General features: G+C 61.9%; 14 protein-coding genes. 9 read left to right on the top strand and 5 right to left on the bottom strand.

Annotation, left to right across the window (positions count from 1 at the left end; translation table 11 throughout):
- The first annotated feature begins 16 nt into the window (after window positions 1-16).
- The 7 genes from mltB to KSS97_RS25380 all read left to right on the top strand — a co-directional run bounded on the left by mltB (window position 17) and on the right by KSS97_RS25380 (window position 7237).
- On the top strand, window positions 17-1027 hold the full coding sequence (gene mltB / locus KSS97_RS25410; protein ID WP_198796716.1) for a lytic murein transglycosylase B: 1011 nt from the start codon (window positions 17-19) through the stop codon (window positions 1025-1027).
- Window positions 1027-2052 carry a septal ring lytic transglycosylase RlpA family protein gene (locus KSS97_RS25405; RefSeq protein ID WP_030140375.1) on the top strand — a complete coding sequence of 342 codons (1026 nt, stop codon included), beginning with the start codon at window positions 1027-1029 and terminating at the stop codon, window positions 2050-2052. Before mltB ends, KSS97_RS25405 begins: the two co-directional genes overlap by 1 nt.
- Window positions 2053-2219: 167 nt before the next feature.
- Window positions 2220-3377 (top strand): D-alanyl-D-alanine carboxypeptidase family protein, encoded by a 1158-nt coding sequence (locus KSS97_RS25400; RefSeq protein ID WP_217860402.1) that lies wholly within the window; start codon window positions 2220-2222, stop codon window positions 3375-3377.
- A gap of 82 nt (window positions 3378-3459) precedes the next feature.
- The gene (locus tag KSS97_RS25395; protein ID WP_030140373.1) at window positions 3460-3735 is read left to right on the top strand and encodes a DUF493 domain-containing protein; all 276 of its coding nucleotides are present in this window, start codon (window positions 3460-3462) and stop codon (window positions 3733-3735) included.
- A complete protein-coding gene (lipB, locus tag KSS97_RS25390) occupies window positions 3735-4382 on the top strand; it encodes a lipoyl(octanoyl) transferase LipB (protein WP_030140372.1) in 648 nt (215 codons plus the stop codon). The genes KSS97_RS25395 and lipB overlap by 1 nt, the downstream gene beginning before the upstream one ends.
- A 1-nt stretch (window position 4383) precedes the next feature.
- Window positions 4384-5406, top strand: a complete 1023-nt coding sequence (gene lipA, locus KSS97_RS25385; RefSeq protein WP_030140371.1) for a lipoyl synthase — start codon at window positions 4384-4386, stop codon at window positions 5404-5406.
- Between the two features lie 904 nt (window positions 5407-6310).
- The gene (locus KSS97_RS25380; protein ID WP_198796718.1) at window positions 6311-7237 is read left to right on the top strand and encodes a S66 peptidase family protein; all 927 of its coding nucleotides are present in this window, start codon (window positions 6311-6313) and stop codon (window positions 7235-7237) included.
- A 106-nt stretch (window positions 7238-7343) separates the two neighbouring features.
- Here the strand turns inward: KSS97_RS25380 and KSS97_RS25375 are convergent, their stop codons facing one another.
- From KSS97_RS25375 to leuS, 5 genes are all read right to left on the bottom strand, one after another.
- Window positions 7344-8666, bottom strand: a complete 1323-nt coding sequence (locus tag KSS97_RS25375) for a lytic murein transglycosylase (protein WP_217860401.1) — start codon at window positions 8664-8666, stop codon at window positions 7344-7346.
- A gap of 72 nt (window positions 8667-8738) precedes the next feature.
- Window positions 8739-8903, bottom strand: coding sequence for an alternative ribosome rescue factor ArfA (gene arfA, locus KSS97_RS25370; RefSeq protein WP_030140368.1), 165 nt, complete (start codon window positions 8901-8903; stop codon window positions 8739-8741).
- 287 nt (window positions 8904-9190) lie between these two features.
- Window positions 9191-10228, bottom strand: a complete 1038-nt coding sequence (holA, locus tag KSS97_RS25365; RefSeq protein WP_217860400.1) for a DNA polymerase III subunit delta — start codon at window positions 10226-10228, stop codon at window positions 9191-9193.
- Between the two features lie 39 nt (window positions 10229-10267).
- Window positions 10268-10873, bottom strand: coding sequence for an LPS-assembly lipoprotein LptE (locus tag KSS97_RS25360; RefSeq protein WP_217860399.1), 606 nt, complete (start codon window positions 10871-10873; stop codon window positions 10268-10270).
- Between the two features lie 90 nt (window positions 10874-10963).
- Window positions 10964-13570: a leucine--tRNA ligase gene (leuS, locus tag KSS97_RS25355; protein WP_030140365.1), complete on the bottom strand. Its 2607-nt coding sequence runs from the start codon at window positions 13568-13570 to the stop codon at window positions 10964-10966.
- Window positions 13571-13872: 302 nt separating this feature from the next.
- Between leuS and KSS97_RS25350 the strand changes: the two genes are divergently transcribed.
- Both KSS97_RS25350 and KSS97_RS25345 read left to right on the top strand, forming a co-directional pair.
- Window positions 13873-14193 (top strand): hypothetical protein, encoded by a 321-nt coding sequence (locus KSS97_RS25350; protein ID WP_198796720.1) that lies wholly within the window; start codon window positions 13873-13875, stop codon window positions 14191-14193.
- A gap of 103 nt (window positions 14194-14296) precedes the next feature.
- Window positions 14297-15058, top strand: a complete 762-nt coding sequence (locus KSS97_RS25345) for a YdcF family protein (RefSeq protein WP_217860398.1) — start codon at window positions 14297-14299, stop codon at window positions 15056-15058.
- Window positions 15059-15074 lie beyond the last annotated feature (16 nt).

The raw sequence follows: 15074 nt of genomic DNA, 5'->3' as shown, positions 1-15074 counted from the left end.
TAAGGTGAAGAGTTCAATGCAAGCAATGCGTGGCTGGTCGACGCGATATGCGCCGTGGGTCGGCCTGGTCGGCTTCCTGGGCTGTGCGCCGCATGCCGTGGCAGGCGAATATGAAGGCTCGCCGCAAGTGGCCGAGTTTGTCGGTGAAATGACCCGCGACTACGGTTTTGCCGGCGAACAGCTGATGGGGGTGTTCCGCGAGGCCGAGCGCAAGCAGTCGATTCTCGACGCGATCTCCCGGCCCGCCGAGCGCGTCAAGCAGTGGAGCGAATACCGGCCGATGTTCATCACCGAGGCGCGGATCGCCCGGGGCGTGGATTTCTGGCGCCAGCACGAGGCCGCGCTGGCCCGCGCCGAGCAGGAGTATGGCGTGCCGGCCCAGGTCATCGTGTCGATCATCGGCGTTGAAACCTTCTTTGGCCGCAATACCGGCAATTTCCGGGTGATCGACGCGCTGTCGACCCTGGGTTTCGATTACCCGCCCCGCGCCGAGTTCTTCCGCAAGGAACTGCGCGAGTTCCTGTTGCTGGCTCGCGAAGAACAAGTTGATCCAATGACCCTCAAGGGTTCCTACGCCGGGGCGATGGGCCTGCCGCAATTCATGCCGAGCAGTTTCCGTGCCTATGCGGTGGATTTCGACGGCGACGGCCACATCAATATCTGGACCAATCCGACGGATGCCATCGGCAGTGTTGCCAGCTATTTCAAGCGCCATGGCTGGGAGGCCGGCGAACCGGTGGTCAGCCGTGCCGATGTGCGTGGCGAGCAGGTGGACGAGGGCCTGACCGAGGGTATCGAGCCGACGAAAACCGTCGGGGAGTTGCGAGCGCTGGGCTGGTCGAGTCATGATGCGCTGCGTGATGACATGCCAGTCACCGCAATGCGCCTGGAAGGCGAGCAGGGCCCCGAATATTGGATGGGCCTGAAGAATTTCTACGCGATTACGCGTTATAACCGCAGCGTGATGTACGCCATGGCCGTATATCAACTGTCTGAAGAGCTGGTCAAAGCACGGGGCGTCAAATAATGCGGGCAATGCCTACCTATCAACCCCTGAAAGCCAGGCCCCTCAAGCTGGTGGCATTGGCTGCGCTGTCGCTGTTGGTCGTCAGTTGTTCGACCAGCCGCGCACCGACCCAGAAGAACAGCAACGTCGTGAAAGCCACGCCGGGCCTGGACATCAACCGGGCCCACAAGGACGGCGCGCCGTGGTGGGACGTGGATGTCTCGCGCATTCCCGACGCAACGCCGACCCTGCACACCGGCCCCTACAAGGCCAACCCGTATACGGTGCTGGGCAAGACCTATTTCCCAATGGCTGATTCCAAGCGCTATGTGGCCTCGGGCACGGCGTCCTGGTACGGCACCAAGTTCCATGGCCAGAACACCGCCAATGGCGAGGTCTACGACCTTTATGGCATGAGCGCTGCCCACAAGACCTTGCCGCTGCCCAGCTATGTGCGGGTGACCAACCTGGACAACAACAAGAGCGTGATCCTGCGGGTCAACGACCGTGGGCCGTTCTATTCCGACCGGATCATCGACTTGTCGTATGCGGCGGCGAAAAAGCTCGGTTACGCTGAAATCGGCACTGCTCGGGTCAAGGTCGAAGGCATCGATCCGCAGGAATGGTGGGCCCAGCGCGGCCGTCCGGCGCCTTTGATGCTCAACGAGCCGAAAGTGGCGCAAAATGCCGCGCCGACCGTGACGGCTTCCACCGGTACGGTCGAACAATGGACCCCACCGCCGCAGCAACATGCGGCGGCCGTGGTGCCCGTGCAGATCGACCCAAAAAAAAACGCTTCTGCAACAGCGTCTGGCCAGTATCTGCAAGTGGGCGCGTTCGCCAACCCGGACGCTGCCGAGCTGTTGAGGTCGAAGCTGAGCTCGATGGTCAGCGCGCCGGTGTTCATCAGCTCGATCGTGCGCAACCAGCAGACACTGCATCGGGTGCGCCTGGGGCCGATCGGTTCTCCGGGTGAGGTCCAGCAGGTGCAGAACAGTGTGCGCCTGGCCAATCTCGGTTCGCCGAGCCTGGTCACGGCTGAGTAGATTTGAAAGGCCCGCTTGCGGTTTGGGCGGGTCAGGTTGTTGGCTCCATGAATAACAAAAGCCCGGCAAGGGTTGTGAGTGAGCAACTTAAATACGCGGCGGCCCGTTAAGAGGCTGCCTGTTTAGTTCTGCCTTCGGGCAGTCCCATTAGCGATTTCGAGAGACGGATGAACATCACCACCTTTGCCAAACGCCTTTGCCTGCTAGTCCCGCTGCTTCTCTCTCCGGCCGCGTTCGCGGTTGAGATGATGCCTTCGCCTCCACAACTGGCGGCCAAGGCCTATGTCCTCATGGATGCCAGCAGCGGCAATGTGCTGGTGGAGAACAATGGTGACCAGCGCCTGCCACCGGCCAGCCTGACCAAGCTGATGACCGCCTACATCGCCACGCTGGAGATTCGTCGTGGCCAGATTGGCGAGAACGATCCGGTCACCGTCAGCGAGAATGCCTGGCGCACCGGCGGTTCGCGGATGTTCATCAAGGTCGGCTCGCAAGTGACCGTCAGCGACCTGCTGCACGGCATCATCATCCAGTCCGGCAACGACGCCAGCGTCGCCCTGGCCGAGCACATCGCCGGCAGCGAAGATGCGTTCGCCGACATGATGAACAAAACCGTGGCCGACCTGGGCATGACCAACAGCCACTTCATGAACCCGACCGGCCTGCCGAACCCTGAGCACTACTCGTCGGCTCACGACATGGCGGTGCTGGCCCGGGCAATCATCCACGAAGACCCGGCGCACTACGCCATCTACTCCCAGAAGGAGTTCTTCTGGAACGGCATCAAGCAACCTAACCGCAACCTGCTGCTGTGGCGCGACAAGACCGTCGATGGCCTGAAGACCGGTCACACCGACGAAGCGGGCTATTGCATGGTGTCTTCGGCCGTGCGCGACGGCATGCGCCTGATCGCCGTGGTCTTCGGCACCAGCAGCGAAGTGGCTCGTGCCGCTGAAACCCAGAAGCTGCTGACCTACGGTTTCCGTTTCTTCGAAACCCAGACCTTCTACCAGAAGGGCACCGAACTGGCCCAGGCCCAGGTCTGGAAAGGTTCCACCAACCAGATAAAGGCCGGCCTGGCCCAGGACCTGACCATGACCTTGCCTAAAGGCCAGCTCAAGAAGCTCGCCGCCAGCATGACCATGAATCCGCAACTGACCGCGCCGATCGCCAAGGGCGACGTCATCGGCAAGGTCGAAGTCAAACTGGAAGACAAGGTGGTGCACAGCGCCGACCTGATCGCGCTGGACGCGGTCGAGGAAGGTGGTATCTTCCGCCGCATGTGGGATAGCATCCGTCTATTCTTCTACGGCTTGTTCAACTGATTCCGAGTGTTGACCTGCATGGCCCCGTTCCTTTCCGGCGCGGGGCCATGTTCGTTACCACGCCTTGCGAGGCCGTTACGCCATGACAGACTCTGAAGTAAAGGCGCCAAAGATCGAATTTCCCTGCGCGGATTACCCGATCAAAGTAATCGGCGACACCGGTGTGGGCTTCAAGGACAAGATCGTCGCGATCCTTGAGAAACACGCCACCGTTGACCTCAAGACCCTGGCCGAGCGCCAGAGTACCAACGGCAAGTACACGACGATCCAGTTGCACATCATTGCCACCGGCCAGGAACAGCTCTACGACATCAACAGCGAGCTGCGAGCGACCGGTTTCGTGCACATGGTGTTGTGATGCCGGGCACGCTGGGCTTTCGCGAGCTGGGCACGATGGCTTACGAGCCGGTCTGGCATGCCATGCAGCGCTTCACCAATGAACGCGGTGACGCGGCGGCTGATGAAGTCTGGCTGGTCGAACACCCACCGGTGTTCACCCAGGGCCAGGCGGGCAAGGCCGAGCATCTATTGCTGCCGGGTGATATCCCGGTGGTGAAGGTCGACCGGGGCGGGCAGGTGACTTACCATGGTCCCGGCCAACTGGTGGCCTACCTGCTGCTGGATGTGCGCAAGCTGGGATTCGGCGTGCGCGAGCTGGTCACGCGCATGGAGACGTGCCTGATCGAGCTGCTCGCCAGCTACGGTGTGGCCGCGGCGGCCAAGCCCGATGCACCGGGCGTGTACGTCGACGGGGCGAAGATCGCCTCCCTTGGTCTGCGGATCCGCCATGGTTGTTCGTTCCACGGCCTGGCGTTGAACGTGGACATGAATCTTGAACCGTTCCGACGGATTAATCCCTGTGGCTACGCAGGGCTGGCGATGACCCAGCTGCGCGATCACACAGGATCGATTGAATTTGCCGAGGTAAGTGCCCGGCTGCGCGCGCAGCTCGTCAAACACCTCGACTATGCTGAGCAGACGACCCTCACGGGCGGAATCGACTGATATGACTACTGATGCAGTGCAAACCATGATCCCGACGCAGGACGTCACCGAGCGTCCGGCCCCGCGTGCCAAGGTAGAGGCCGGCGTCAAGCTGCGCGGCGCCGAGAAGGTTGCACGCATTCCGGTCAAGATCATCCCCACCACCGAACTGCCGAAGAAACCCGACTGGATCCGCGTGCGCATCCCGGTTTCCCCGGAAGTCGACCGCATCAAGGCGCTGCTGCGCAAGCACAAGCTGCACAGCGTCTGCGAAGAAGCCTCCTGCCCGAACCTGGGCGAATGCTTCTCCGGCGGTACCGCGACGTTCATGATCATGGGCGACATCTGCACCCGTCGCTGCCCATTCTGCGACGTCGGCCACGGTCGTCCGAAGCCATTGGACGTCAACGAGCCGGAAAGCCTGGCGATCGCCATTGCCGACCTGAAGCTCAAGTACGTGGTCATCACCTCGGTGGACCGCGACGACCTGCGTGACGGTGGTGCCCAGCACTTCGCCGACTGCATTCGCGAAATCCGCAAGCTGTCGCCGAACGTGCAGCTGGAAACCCTGGTGCCGGACTACCGCGGCCGCATGGACATCGCCCTGGAAATCACCGCTGCCGAGCCGCCAGATGTGTTCAACCACAACCTGGAAACCGTGCCACGCCTGTACAAGGCCGCGCGTCCGGGCTCGGACTACCAGTGGTCGTTGACCTTGCTGCAGCGCTTCAAGCAGATGATGCCGCATATTCCGACCAAGTCTGGCTTGATGCTGGGCCTGGGTGAGACCGATGAGGAAGTTATCGAGGTCATGAAGCGCATGCGTGAGCATGACATTGATATGTTGACTCTCGGCCAGTACCTGCAGCCTTCGCGTAGCCACTTGCCGGTGCAGCGTTTTGTACACCCGGATACCTTTGCCTGGTTTGCCGAGGAGGGATACAAGATGGGCTTCAAGAACGTGGCTTCGGGGCCGTTGGTGCGGTCTTCGTATCATGCTGATGAGCAGGCTAAGTTGGTCAAGGCTGAGTTGCTTGGGGGCTGATTTTTTAGGTGGGGTGTATATCCGTTTTTTGCGTAACGGCGGCTGATGGTTCCGCCCTTACGGCGGGTCACTTTTTTCAGACGCCAAAAAAGTAACCAAAAAGGCTTTGCCCCACCACTCGGTGCCTCGCCTAGGCTCGGCATGCCTGAACGAAGGCATCGCTCCGTGGGCCGCCGCGAAGGGCCATCCATGGCCCAGCGCGGCTAACCCGGCATCCATGCCGAGTTACCCACTGCGCAATACCTTCGTTCAGCCATCGTGGTTAACGGGGCGCTTCAGATCAAAAGCAAAAGCAAAAGCAAAAGCAAAAGCGAGGTGGCCTTAAGGGTCGACCTGGTTTCTGGTGGATTGCATATCTCCTATGGGAGCGAGCCTGCTCGCGAAGGCGGTGTGTCAGTTTGCGCTGATGTTGGGTGTACCGGCCTCTTCGCGAGCAAGCCCGCTCCCACCGGGTTTCGCGGTGAATGTGCATTGGATGCCTGCCGAAAATCCAATGTGGGAGCGGGCTTGCTCGCGAAAGCGGTGGCTCAGCTAAATAAATCCTGGCTGATGCCCTGCTCTGGCTCTTGCTCTTGCTCTTGCTCTTGCTTTGGATCTTGATCTTGATCTTGGCGCCCCGTTAAACCACGCTGGCCGAACGCAGGCATTGTGGAGTGGGCATCCCGGCATGGATGCCGGGATAGCCGCGCAGGGCCATGGATGGCCCATCGCGGCGGGCCCACGGAGCAATGCCGGAGTGAGGGCACACCGAGCCTAGGCGAGGTGCCGAGTGGTGGGGCAGAGCGTTTTTGGTTACTTTTTTGGCGTTTGAAAAAAGTGACCCGCTGTAAGAGCGGAACCACCAGCCGCCGTTACAAAAAAACGGATATACACACGATCAGACGATCAAAAACCCGGAAACCCCATGACCCCACACCACCCCGTCCCAGCACTCCCGCACGAAGGCCTGATCGCCGTGATCGCCCCCGCCGGCCCCGCACCCCTGGACACGGAAAAAGCCATCCAATGGATGCGTGCAAGGGGCCATGAACTGCGAATCTTCCCAGGCGTCTACGAAAAAGACGGCTACCTCGCCGGCCCCGACGAAATCCGCCTCAATGACCTCCACGCCGCCTTCGCCGACCCAGAAATCAACGCTATCATCTGCCTACGCGGCGGCTACGGCACCCCCCGGCTGCTGGATCGCATCGACTTCGACCTCATACGCCGCAACCCCAAGCCATTCGTAGGCTACAGCGACATCACCGCCCTGCACCTCGCCATCAGCCGCTACGCAGGCTTCGTCACCTTCCACGGCCCGCTGCTAAACGCCGACCTCCTGGGCGACAAGGAACCCCCAACCGTCACCTCGTTCTTCAGCCTGCTACGCGGTCAATTGAAGGCCGGCGACGTCCTGAGCCATCCCGCAGCGTACCCGCTGACCACCGTCGAGCCGGGCATCGCCCATGGACGTCTGCTGGGAGGCAACCTCTCGATGATCGCCGCGACCATGGGCACGCCTTACCAGATCGACGCCGAAGGTGTGATCCTGTTCATCGAAGACGTCAACGAACCCCTGTACCGCATCGATCGCCTGCTGACCCAATTGCGACTCGCGGGCACGCTGGCGAAGTTGCGCGGTGTATTGGTGGGGGACGTGGCCGGGGTGGATGTCGAAGCGTTGAACCGGTTGCTCAAGCAGACCTTCGCGCCGTTGCGCATCCCAGTGTTGTCTGGCTGGCGCAGCGGGCACTGCGATCCGAACCTGACCTTGCCCATGGGGGCGTTGGTGACGCTGGATGCGGGGGAGAAGAAGTTGATGTTGGAGCAGGATGTGGTGGTCAGTCTTTAGTTCTTTATTGCCTGATAGTCAGTCATCGCGAGCAAGCTCGCTCCCACAGGTTGACCGAGAACACCTGTGGGAGCGAGCTTGCTCGCGATGGCATCAGCCGCCAAATTCAACGGCTACGCAACGCCTCCAGCAACTGATGGGTCGGATACCCATCCGCCGGCCAGCCAAACGATTGCTGCGCACTGCGGATCGCCTTGCGGGTGTTGGCGCCGATGATGCCGTCGGGGTTGCCCGCGTCGTAGTTGTGCTTGCCGAGCAGCACCTGCAATTCGATACGTTCGCTGCGGCTCAGCGGCAGGTCTTCCTTGGGCCACTGACCGTAGACCAGGCCTCCACCGGTGAAGCGCTCCGACAACAGCCCAACCGCCAGCGCATAGGACGACGAATTGTTGTACTTGAGGATGGCGCGGAAGTTATCGAAGATCAGGAACGCCGGGCCACGATGGCCTGCCGGCAGGAGGAGGGACGCCGAGAGTTGCTTGTCATCCGGCGTTATCGACAGGCCACCATATTCTGAAACGCCCAGTCGCTCCCATTCAGCGACAGGCTTGCGGATCGTGCCATCGGCCAGCGTGTAGTCGAAGCCCTCGTTGAGCGAGACCTCGAATCCCCATCGTTGGCCACGCTGCCAGCCGGAGCTCTGCAGATAGTGCGCGGTCGACGCCAGGGCATCGGTTGAGCTGCCCCAGATGTCGCGGCGACCGTCGCCGTCAAAGTCCACTGCATGGGTGTTGTAGGTGGTCGGAATGAACTGGGTCTGGCCCATGGCCCCAGCCCAGGAACCGAGCATTTTTTCCGGTGTGATATCGCCCTGTTGCAGGATCTGCAGCGCGGCGATCAGTTGGGCATGGGCAAAGGCCGGACGCCGTCCCTCATAGGCCAGGGTTGCCAGGGAGTTGATGACGGACTTGGTGCCCTGGAACTGACCGAAGTTGCTCTCCATGCCCCACACCGCCACCAGCGCCGCGCGATCGACGCCATAACGCTGCTCGATGTTTTGCAGGACCTGGGCGTTCTGTTGGATCAGGCTCTTGCCTTTATTGACCCGCAGCGGCGACAGCGCGCCGTCGAGGTATTCCCACACGGGGCGGGTGAATTCCGGCTGGCTGCGATCGGCCTTGATGACGCTCATGTCCGGGCTGACACCGATGAACGCGCGATCGAACAGATCGCCGCGGATCCCGGCGGCCAGCGCCTCTCGGCGAAACCCGGCCTGCCATTCGGCGAAGGTCTGGGTCGGTACGATGTCCAGGTCGTCACTGGTCGGCATGACCGGCGGCACGATGGCGGGGGCGGTCACGGCGGGTGCGGGCTGCAGCGGTTGGGCGTCGGCGGCGGTAGGTTTTTCGGCGCAGGCGACAAGCAGGGCGACGCTTGTGGCAACAATCATTTGGCGCAGTGGCCAACGATGGGAAAGACAGAAGGGCATGCACGGGTCCAGAAATACAAATCAGGTGCCGACCTTAACATGCGAAAGGGGCGTAGGGCTTGTCTGGGTGTTTCAAGCCGCCAGAAAGCAAGAAGCCTCCCAGTTATCAGACTGGAAGGCTTCGCGGCGGTAGCTGCCTTTGCCCTTGGCGGGTCGTTCCTGGCGGCTGCGGAACAGGGGTTGGGCGACGATGGACTTGGCCTTGTTGGGGCCATGCCTGGATGGCTTTTTGCTCATGATCGGATCTCTCGTGGGGTGGTTTTGCGGGGGAAATCATGGGGCAGGACTGGGGTTTTGTCCAGTCCCTGCATCGATACAGAAAGTATCAGCTAACGAATACGCAATTGTGGCAAGGAATTGATTTGTGGCGAGGGGATTTATCCCCGTTGGGGTGCGCAGCAGCCCTAAAGCCAGACACCTGAGTGTGTCAGACGAATCGCATCCAGTTCTTTTGGGGCTGCTGCGCAGCCCAGCGGGGATAAATCCCCTCGCCACAGGTATTGCGATGCGCTTTCAAGGGAGGTTTATTCAGCTGGCAGTGGCAACCGCTGCCCCGCCATCAACAACGACAACCGACTGAGGCTCATCCACGGCGAGCCGGCTGCCTGGCCCTTGATCTGCGCATCGATGCGCTGGGCTTCCAGCAGCAGTTGTGCCCAGCGTGACGTCGAGTACCGCTGCAGGGCTTTGCTCATCAGCGGTTTGCGTTTATCCCACACAGGCGGACGGGCCTGGCTGAAGGCCTTGTCCAGGGGCACGCCCTGGCTGTATTGCAGCGACAGGTTGGCCAGCAGCCGCAGCTCCCGGGCCAGGGCCCAGAGGATCACGGGAGGTTCGACGCCTTCGCCCCGCAGGCCTTCGAGCATGCGCAAGGCATGGGCGGCTTCGCCGTTGAGAATCGCATCGGTCAGCCCGAAGACGTCGAAGCGGGCGCTGTCGGCCACGGCGGCCTGGACCGTTTCCACGGTGATCTGCCCGCCTTCGGCCATCAGCTTGAGCTTTTCAATTTCCTGGGCGGCGGCCAGCAGGTTGCCTTCGACCCGGGCGGCGATCAATTCCACCGCGTCCTGGCTGGCCGACAGCCCGGCCTGGGACAGACGCTGGCGGATCCAGCTTGGCAACTGGCTGACGTCCACCGGCCAGATCTGCACGAACTGGGTCTGCGGTCCTTCGACCAGGGCCTTGCCCCACTTGGTTTTCTGCGCACTGCCGTCGAGTTTCGGCAGGCTGATGAGCAGCACCGTGTCTTCGGCCGGGCGCGAGCAATATTCGATCAGCGCGGCGGCACCTTTGTCACCGGGCTTGCCGGAAGGCAGGCGCAGTTCCAGCAGGCGTTTCTCGGCAAACAGCGACATGCTTGCCCCGGCCTGCAACAACGTACCCCAGTCAAAACTGGCGTCGGCGGCGAACACCTGGCGTTCGTCGAAACCTTGCTGGCGAGCGGCGGAGCGGATGGCGTCGGCGGCTTCCTGGCACAGCAGCGGGTCATCGCCGCTGATGATATAGACCGGCGCGAGAGCGCCTTGCAGGTGTTTGCCGAGTTGCGCGGGAGCGAGCTTCATAAGGGTAGGCGAGCGGGGCGCCAAGGCGCCCCGCAAGGCTTATTGAGCTGGAATTTGCATCGGCGACTGTTGCGGGGTTTCCGCCTCAGCCTTGCGTGCCGCTTCCAGTGCGTCGGCTTCTGCCTTGGCCTTGGCGTCGGCGGTCTGCTGCAATTGCTCCAGCTGGGCGGGCGTCAGTTGCTGCAGGCGCAGCATCATGCGCTGAACCATGTCGCGGCGCATTTCTTCGCGTACTTCGCTGGATTCCTGATCGGAACCCACGATGTTGTTGCCGTCACGCAGATAGACTTTTTGCACCTGGAGCTTGTCGTCCATCAACACAAGGTCGTTCTGGCCGCGGATTTGATAGTTCAGCACGTTGTTCAGCTCATATTCGGCTGAACGACCGGCACCGGCATAGCTCAGGCTGCGCTGGTTTTGCTGCTCGCGGGTCAAGACCAGCTTGTACGGCGCACCGCTGTGGACCTTCACGCCGCTGTTTTCCAGCGCATCGCGCAATGCTTTTACTGTTTCGCCATAAGCATCGCGTGCGCTGAGGTCCAGCTCGGTGATGGCCAGGTCGGTGCTGCCGGTACCGCGCAGTTGGAAGCCGCAGGCACTCAGCAGGACCGCGAGGCCCATAACCAGCAGATTACGTTTGATCATCTTGTTGCTCCCCTTGAAACCCATGGGCCGAGCGTGCGGCCCCGCAGGTCATGTTCGGCGCCGGGCCCCTGGCCCGGTCGCCTGATCCAATTAGCTTGCGACGATATTGACCAGCTTGCCGGGCACGACGATCACTTTACGGATCGTCAGGCCATCGACAAAGCGCAGCACGTTCTCATTGGCACGCGCCGCGGCTTCGACTTCTTCGCGAGTGGCGGCGGCCGGCATTTCGATCTGGCCGCGCAGCTTGCCATTGACCTGGATGACCAGGGTCAGGCTGTCCTGCACCAGCGCGGTTTCGTCCACCAGCGGCCAACGGGCGTCGATCACCGGGTCGGCGTGACCCAGTTGATTCCACAACTCGTGGCTGATGTGCGGAGTGATCGGTGCCAGCAGCAGCGTCACCGCCTCCAGGCCTTCATGGATCAACGCGCGATCCTGCTCGGTGCCTTGGGCGGCTTTTTCCAGTACGTTCATCAGCGTCATCACCTGGGCGATGGCGGTGTTGAATTTGTGGTTCTGGCCGACGTCATGGCTGGCCTGCTTGATGGCCAGGTGGATCGCGCGGCGAACGGCTTTCTGCTCGTCGTTCAGGCTGGCCACGTCCAGTTTGCCCGGCAGGCCCTGGGTGACGTGGGCCTGGGCCAGGCGCCAGACGCGCTTGAGGAAGCGGTGCGAGCCCTCGACGCCCGAGTCGGACCACTCGGCGCTCATGTCTGGTGGCGAGGCGAACATCATGAACAGGCGGCAGGTGTCTGCGCCGAACTGGTCGATCATCGACTGTGGGTCGACGCCGTTGTTCTTCGACTTGGCCATTTTCTCGGTACCGCCGATTTCCACCGGCAGGCCGTCGGCGATCAGCTTGGCGCTGATGACCTTGGCCTTGCTGTCACGCTCGAGCTCGACGTCGCTCGGGTTGAACCACGTGTAGGCACCGTTGGCTTCGCGACGATAATAAGTCTCGGCGATCACCATGCCCTGGGTCAGCAGGTTCTTGAACGGCTCGTTGGAGCTCACCAGGCCTTCGTCGCGCATCAGCTTGTGGAAGAAGCGCGCGTACAGCAGGTGGAGAATCGCGTGTTCGATGCCGCCGATGTACTGGTCCACCGGCAACCAGTGGTCGGCCGCGGATTTTTCCACCAGGCCGCCTTCGAAGTGCGGCGAGGCGTAGCGCGCGTAGTACCACGAAGACTCCACGAAGGTGTCCATGGTGTCGGTTTCGCGCTTGGCCGGTGCACCGCATTTCGGGCAGTTGCACTCATAGAACTCGGGCATGCGCGCCAGGGGCGAACCGGCGCCGTCGGGTACGACGTCTTCCGGCAGGACCACCGGCAGTTGATCTTCCGGCACCGGTACGTCGCCGCAGGTGTCGCAATGCACGATCGGGATCGGGCAGCCCCAGTAGCGCTGGCGACTGATGCCCCAGTCACGCAGGCGGAACTGGGTGCGCGAGGCGCCGAGGTTCTTCTTGATGAGGGCCACTTCGATGGCATCGAACGCGCCGGCGAAATCCAGGCCGTTGAACTCACCGGAATTGATCAGCTCGCCGTGCTCACCGTAGGCGTCTTGCCAAGGTGCCGGGGTCTGGTCGCCGGCGCTGGTGCGCACGACCGGTTTGACCGGCAGGTTGTACTTGTGGGCGAACTCGAAATCGCGCTCGTCGTGGGCTGGCACGGCCATGACCGCGCCGTCGCCGTAGTGCATCAGCACGTAGTTGGCGACCCACACCGGCAGTTTCTCGCCGGTGAGCGGGTGCTCGACGAACAGTGAAGTCGGCAGGCCTTTCTTCTCCTGCGTGGCAACGTCGGCTTCGGCGACGCTGCCGCCCTTGCATTCGGCGATGAACGCCTGCAGCTCGGGGTTGTTCTGCGCTGCCAGGGTCGCCAGCGGATGCTCGGCGGCCACAGCGACATACGTCGCGCCCATCAGGGTGTCCGGACGGGTGGTGAAGACTTTCAGGGTGCCGGCTTCGCCAATGGAGGCGACGTCGTACGGGAACTGCACTTCCATGCCCCGGGACTTGCCGATCCAGTTGCGCTGCATGGTCTTGACCTGCTCGGGCCAGCCGGTCAGCTCGTCGAGGCTCTCCAGGAGTTCATCCGCGTACGCGGTGATCTTGAAGTAGTACATCGGGATCTCGCGCTTTTCGATCAGCGCGCCGGAGCGCCAGCCGCGGCCGTCGATCACTTGCTCGTTGGCCAGTACGGTCTGGTCCACCGGGTCCCAGTTCACGGTGCCGTTCTTGCGGTAGATCACGCCTTTTTCGAACAGGCGGGTGAACAGCCATTGTTCCCAGCGGTAGTAATCAGGCTTGCAGGTGGTGACTTCGCGGGACCAGTCCACCGCCAGGCCCAGGCTGCGCAGCTGGGACTTCATGTAGGCGATGTTTTCGTAGGTCCACTTGGCGGGGGCCACGTTGTTCTTCATCGCGGCGTTTTCCGCCGGCATGCCGAAGGCGTCCCAGCCCATGGGTTGCAGGACATTTTTGCCTTGCATGCGCTGGTAGCGGGAGATCACGTCGCCGATGGTGTAGTTGCGCACATGCCCCATGTGTAGCTTGCCGCTGGGGTAAGGGAACATCGACAGGCAGTAGTACGTCTCCTTGCCTGGCTGTTCACTGACTTCAAAGGACTTTTGCTCGTCCCAGAACGACTGGGCGGCGGCTTCGATTTCACGGGGCTGGTAGTGTTCGTGCATGGCTACTTTTGTACTGAATGGGGTGGCCCAATCCTCTTCGTTGCCATGCTGGACGCGGACGACGCCGAATGCGGCGTTCTCAATGCCCAGCCAAGCTGGAAGTGGAGTTACAGGAAGCGCCGTAGCATACATGACCGCGCTCTGCCGAGGGAAACCCTGATTGCTGCCGAACCATTGCCGAGCCTTGCAGACCTTCGCCGACGATCGGCGTTCAGGGCCGTTGGTCGCGGCGCGCTGCCGGTTTGCCCAGCGAAGCTAAGCTTCTCAATGGGGAGTGAGTCTTATCTTCAATGAGGTGAGGGATGGTTGAATCACAACGAAAAGTCGCTACACCTGAGTTATACGAAAAACTGATCGATCGTCTCGGGGTGGCCCTTGACGCTGCAAGAACCGCCGGTCGCTTGCGTGATGAACGCCCGGCAGAGCTGGAACTGCGCGGCTTGAGCCCCGCAGAGTTCGAACTGGTCAAGGCCTACCTTGAGCAGGTCGGGCACCAGGGACCTGCAAGCGGGGCCCAGGCAAACAAGCGTCTCGATGCGCCCCGTTCGGCCAAAGTTGTCTGGCTAAAGGACCGGACGCCCGACAAGGATGCTGTAAAGGTCCGGTCACTGCAGTTCAAGTAACGCCGGATTCACGCGTGTCGCTTTTTTTTGATTCGATGTTTTTGGAATCTGTTGTCGCTTTGCGTCAACCCACCTAGGCTTCGGGCATCTATGGAGATGCCCGATGCCGTTTCGCTATTTCATCAAACAACTTTTATTGCCGCCCGGCATTCTTCTACTGCTGTTGGCGCTTGCCTGGTGGTGGCGTCACTCCCGGCCGCGCCTGGCCCGGGTGTGTTTCGCCGCGGGGTTGGGGGGCTTCTGGCTATTGAGCCTGCCGGTGGTGGTGCAATGGAGTGCCAGGGCGTTGGAGCGCGAACCGCCGCTGCTGCGCAGCGAATGGGCGACCCTGGCCCAGCGCGCCGACGCCATTGTGGTGCTGGGTTCGGGGCGTGAGCGCGGCGACCTGGCGTGGGGCGCCGACCAGCCCACCGGTATCGGCCTGGAGCGCCAGCGTTATGCCGCGCGGCTGACCAAGGCGTCCGGTTTGCCGGTGCTGACTACCGGTGGCCTGCACTACGGCACTCCGCCCAGCGAAGCGAAGCTGATGGCCGACTCGATGCTCGACGACTTCGGCGTGACCGTGCGTTGGCAGGAGGAGCGCAGCCGCACGACATGGGAAAACGCTCAGATGAGCGCGCAGATTTTGCTGCCCGAAGGGGTGAAGCGCGTGGTGGTTGTGACCCAGGCCTGGCACATGCCACGCGCGGTCTGGAGTTTCGAACGGGCAGGTTTCGAGGTAATCCCGGCGCCGGTGGGCTTCCTGGGCCAGGATAACGCCCGGCCACTGGGCGGCTGGATGCCGGAATTCAAGTCGATCTGGCAGTCGGGGCAGCTGATGAATGAAGCGGTGGGACTGGTGGGGTATTGGTTGTTCTACCGCTGATTTATCAAGGTGAACG

Origin of the sequence: Pseudomonas alvandae, assembly GCF_019141525.1 — a bacterium.
Lineage (GTDB): Bacteria > Pseudomonadota > Gammaproteobacteria > Pseudomonadales > Pseudomonadaceae > Aquipseudomonas > Aquipseudomonas alvandae.
The sequence above is the reverse complement of the archived record's forward strand: the minus strand, read 5'-3'. Positions and strand labels throughout refer to the sequence as shown.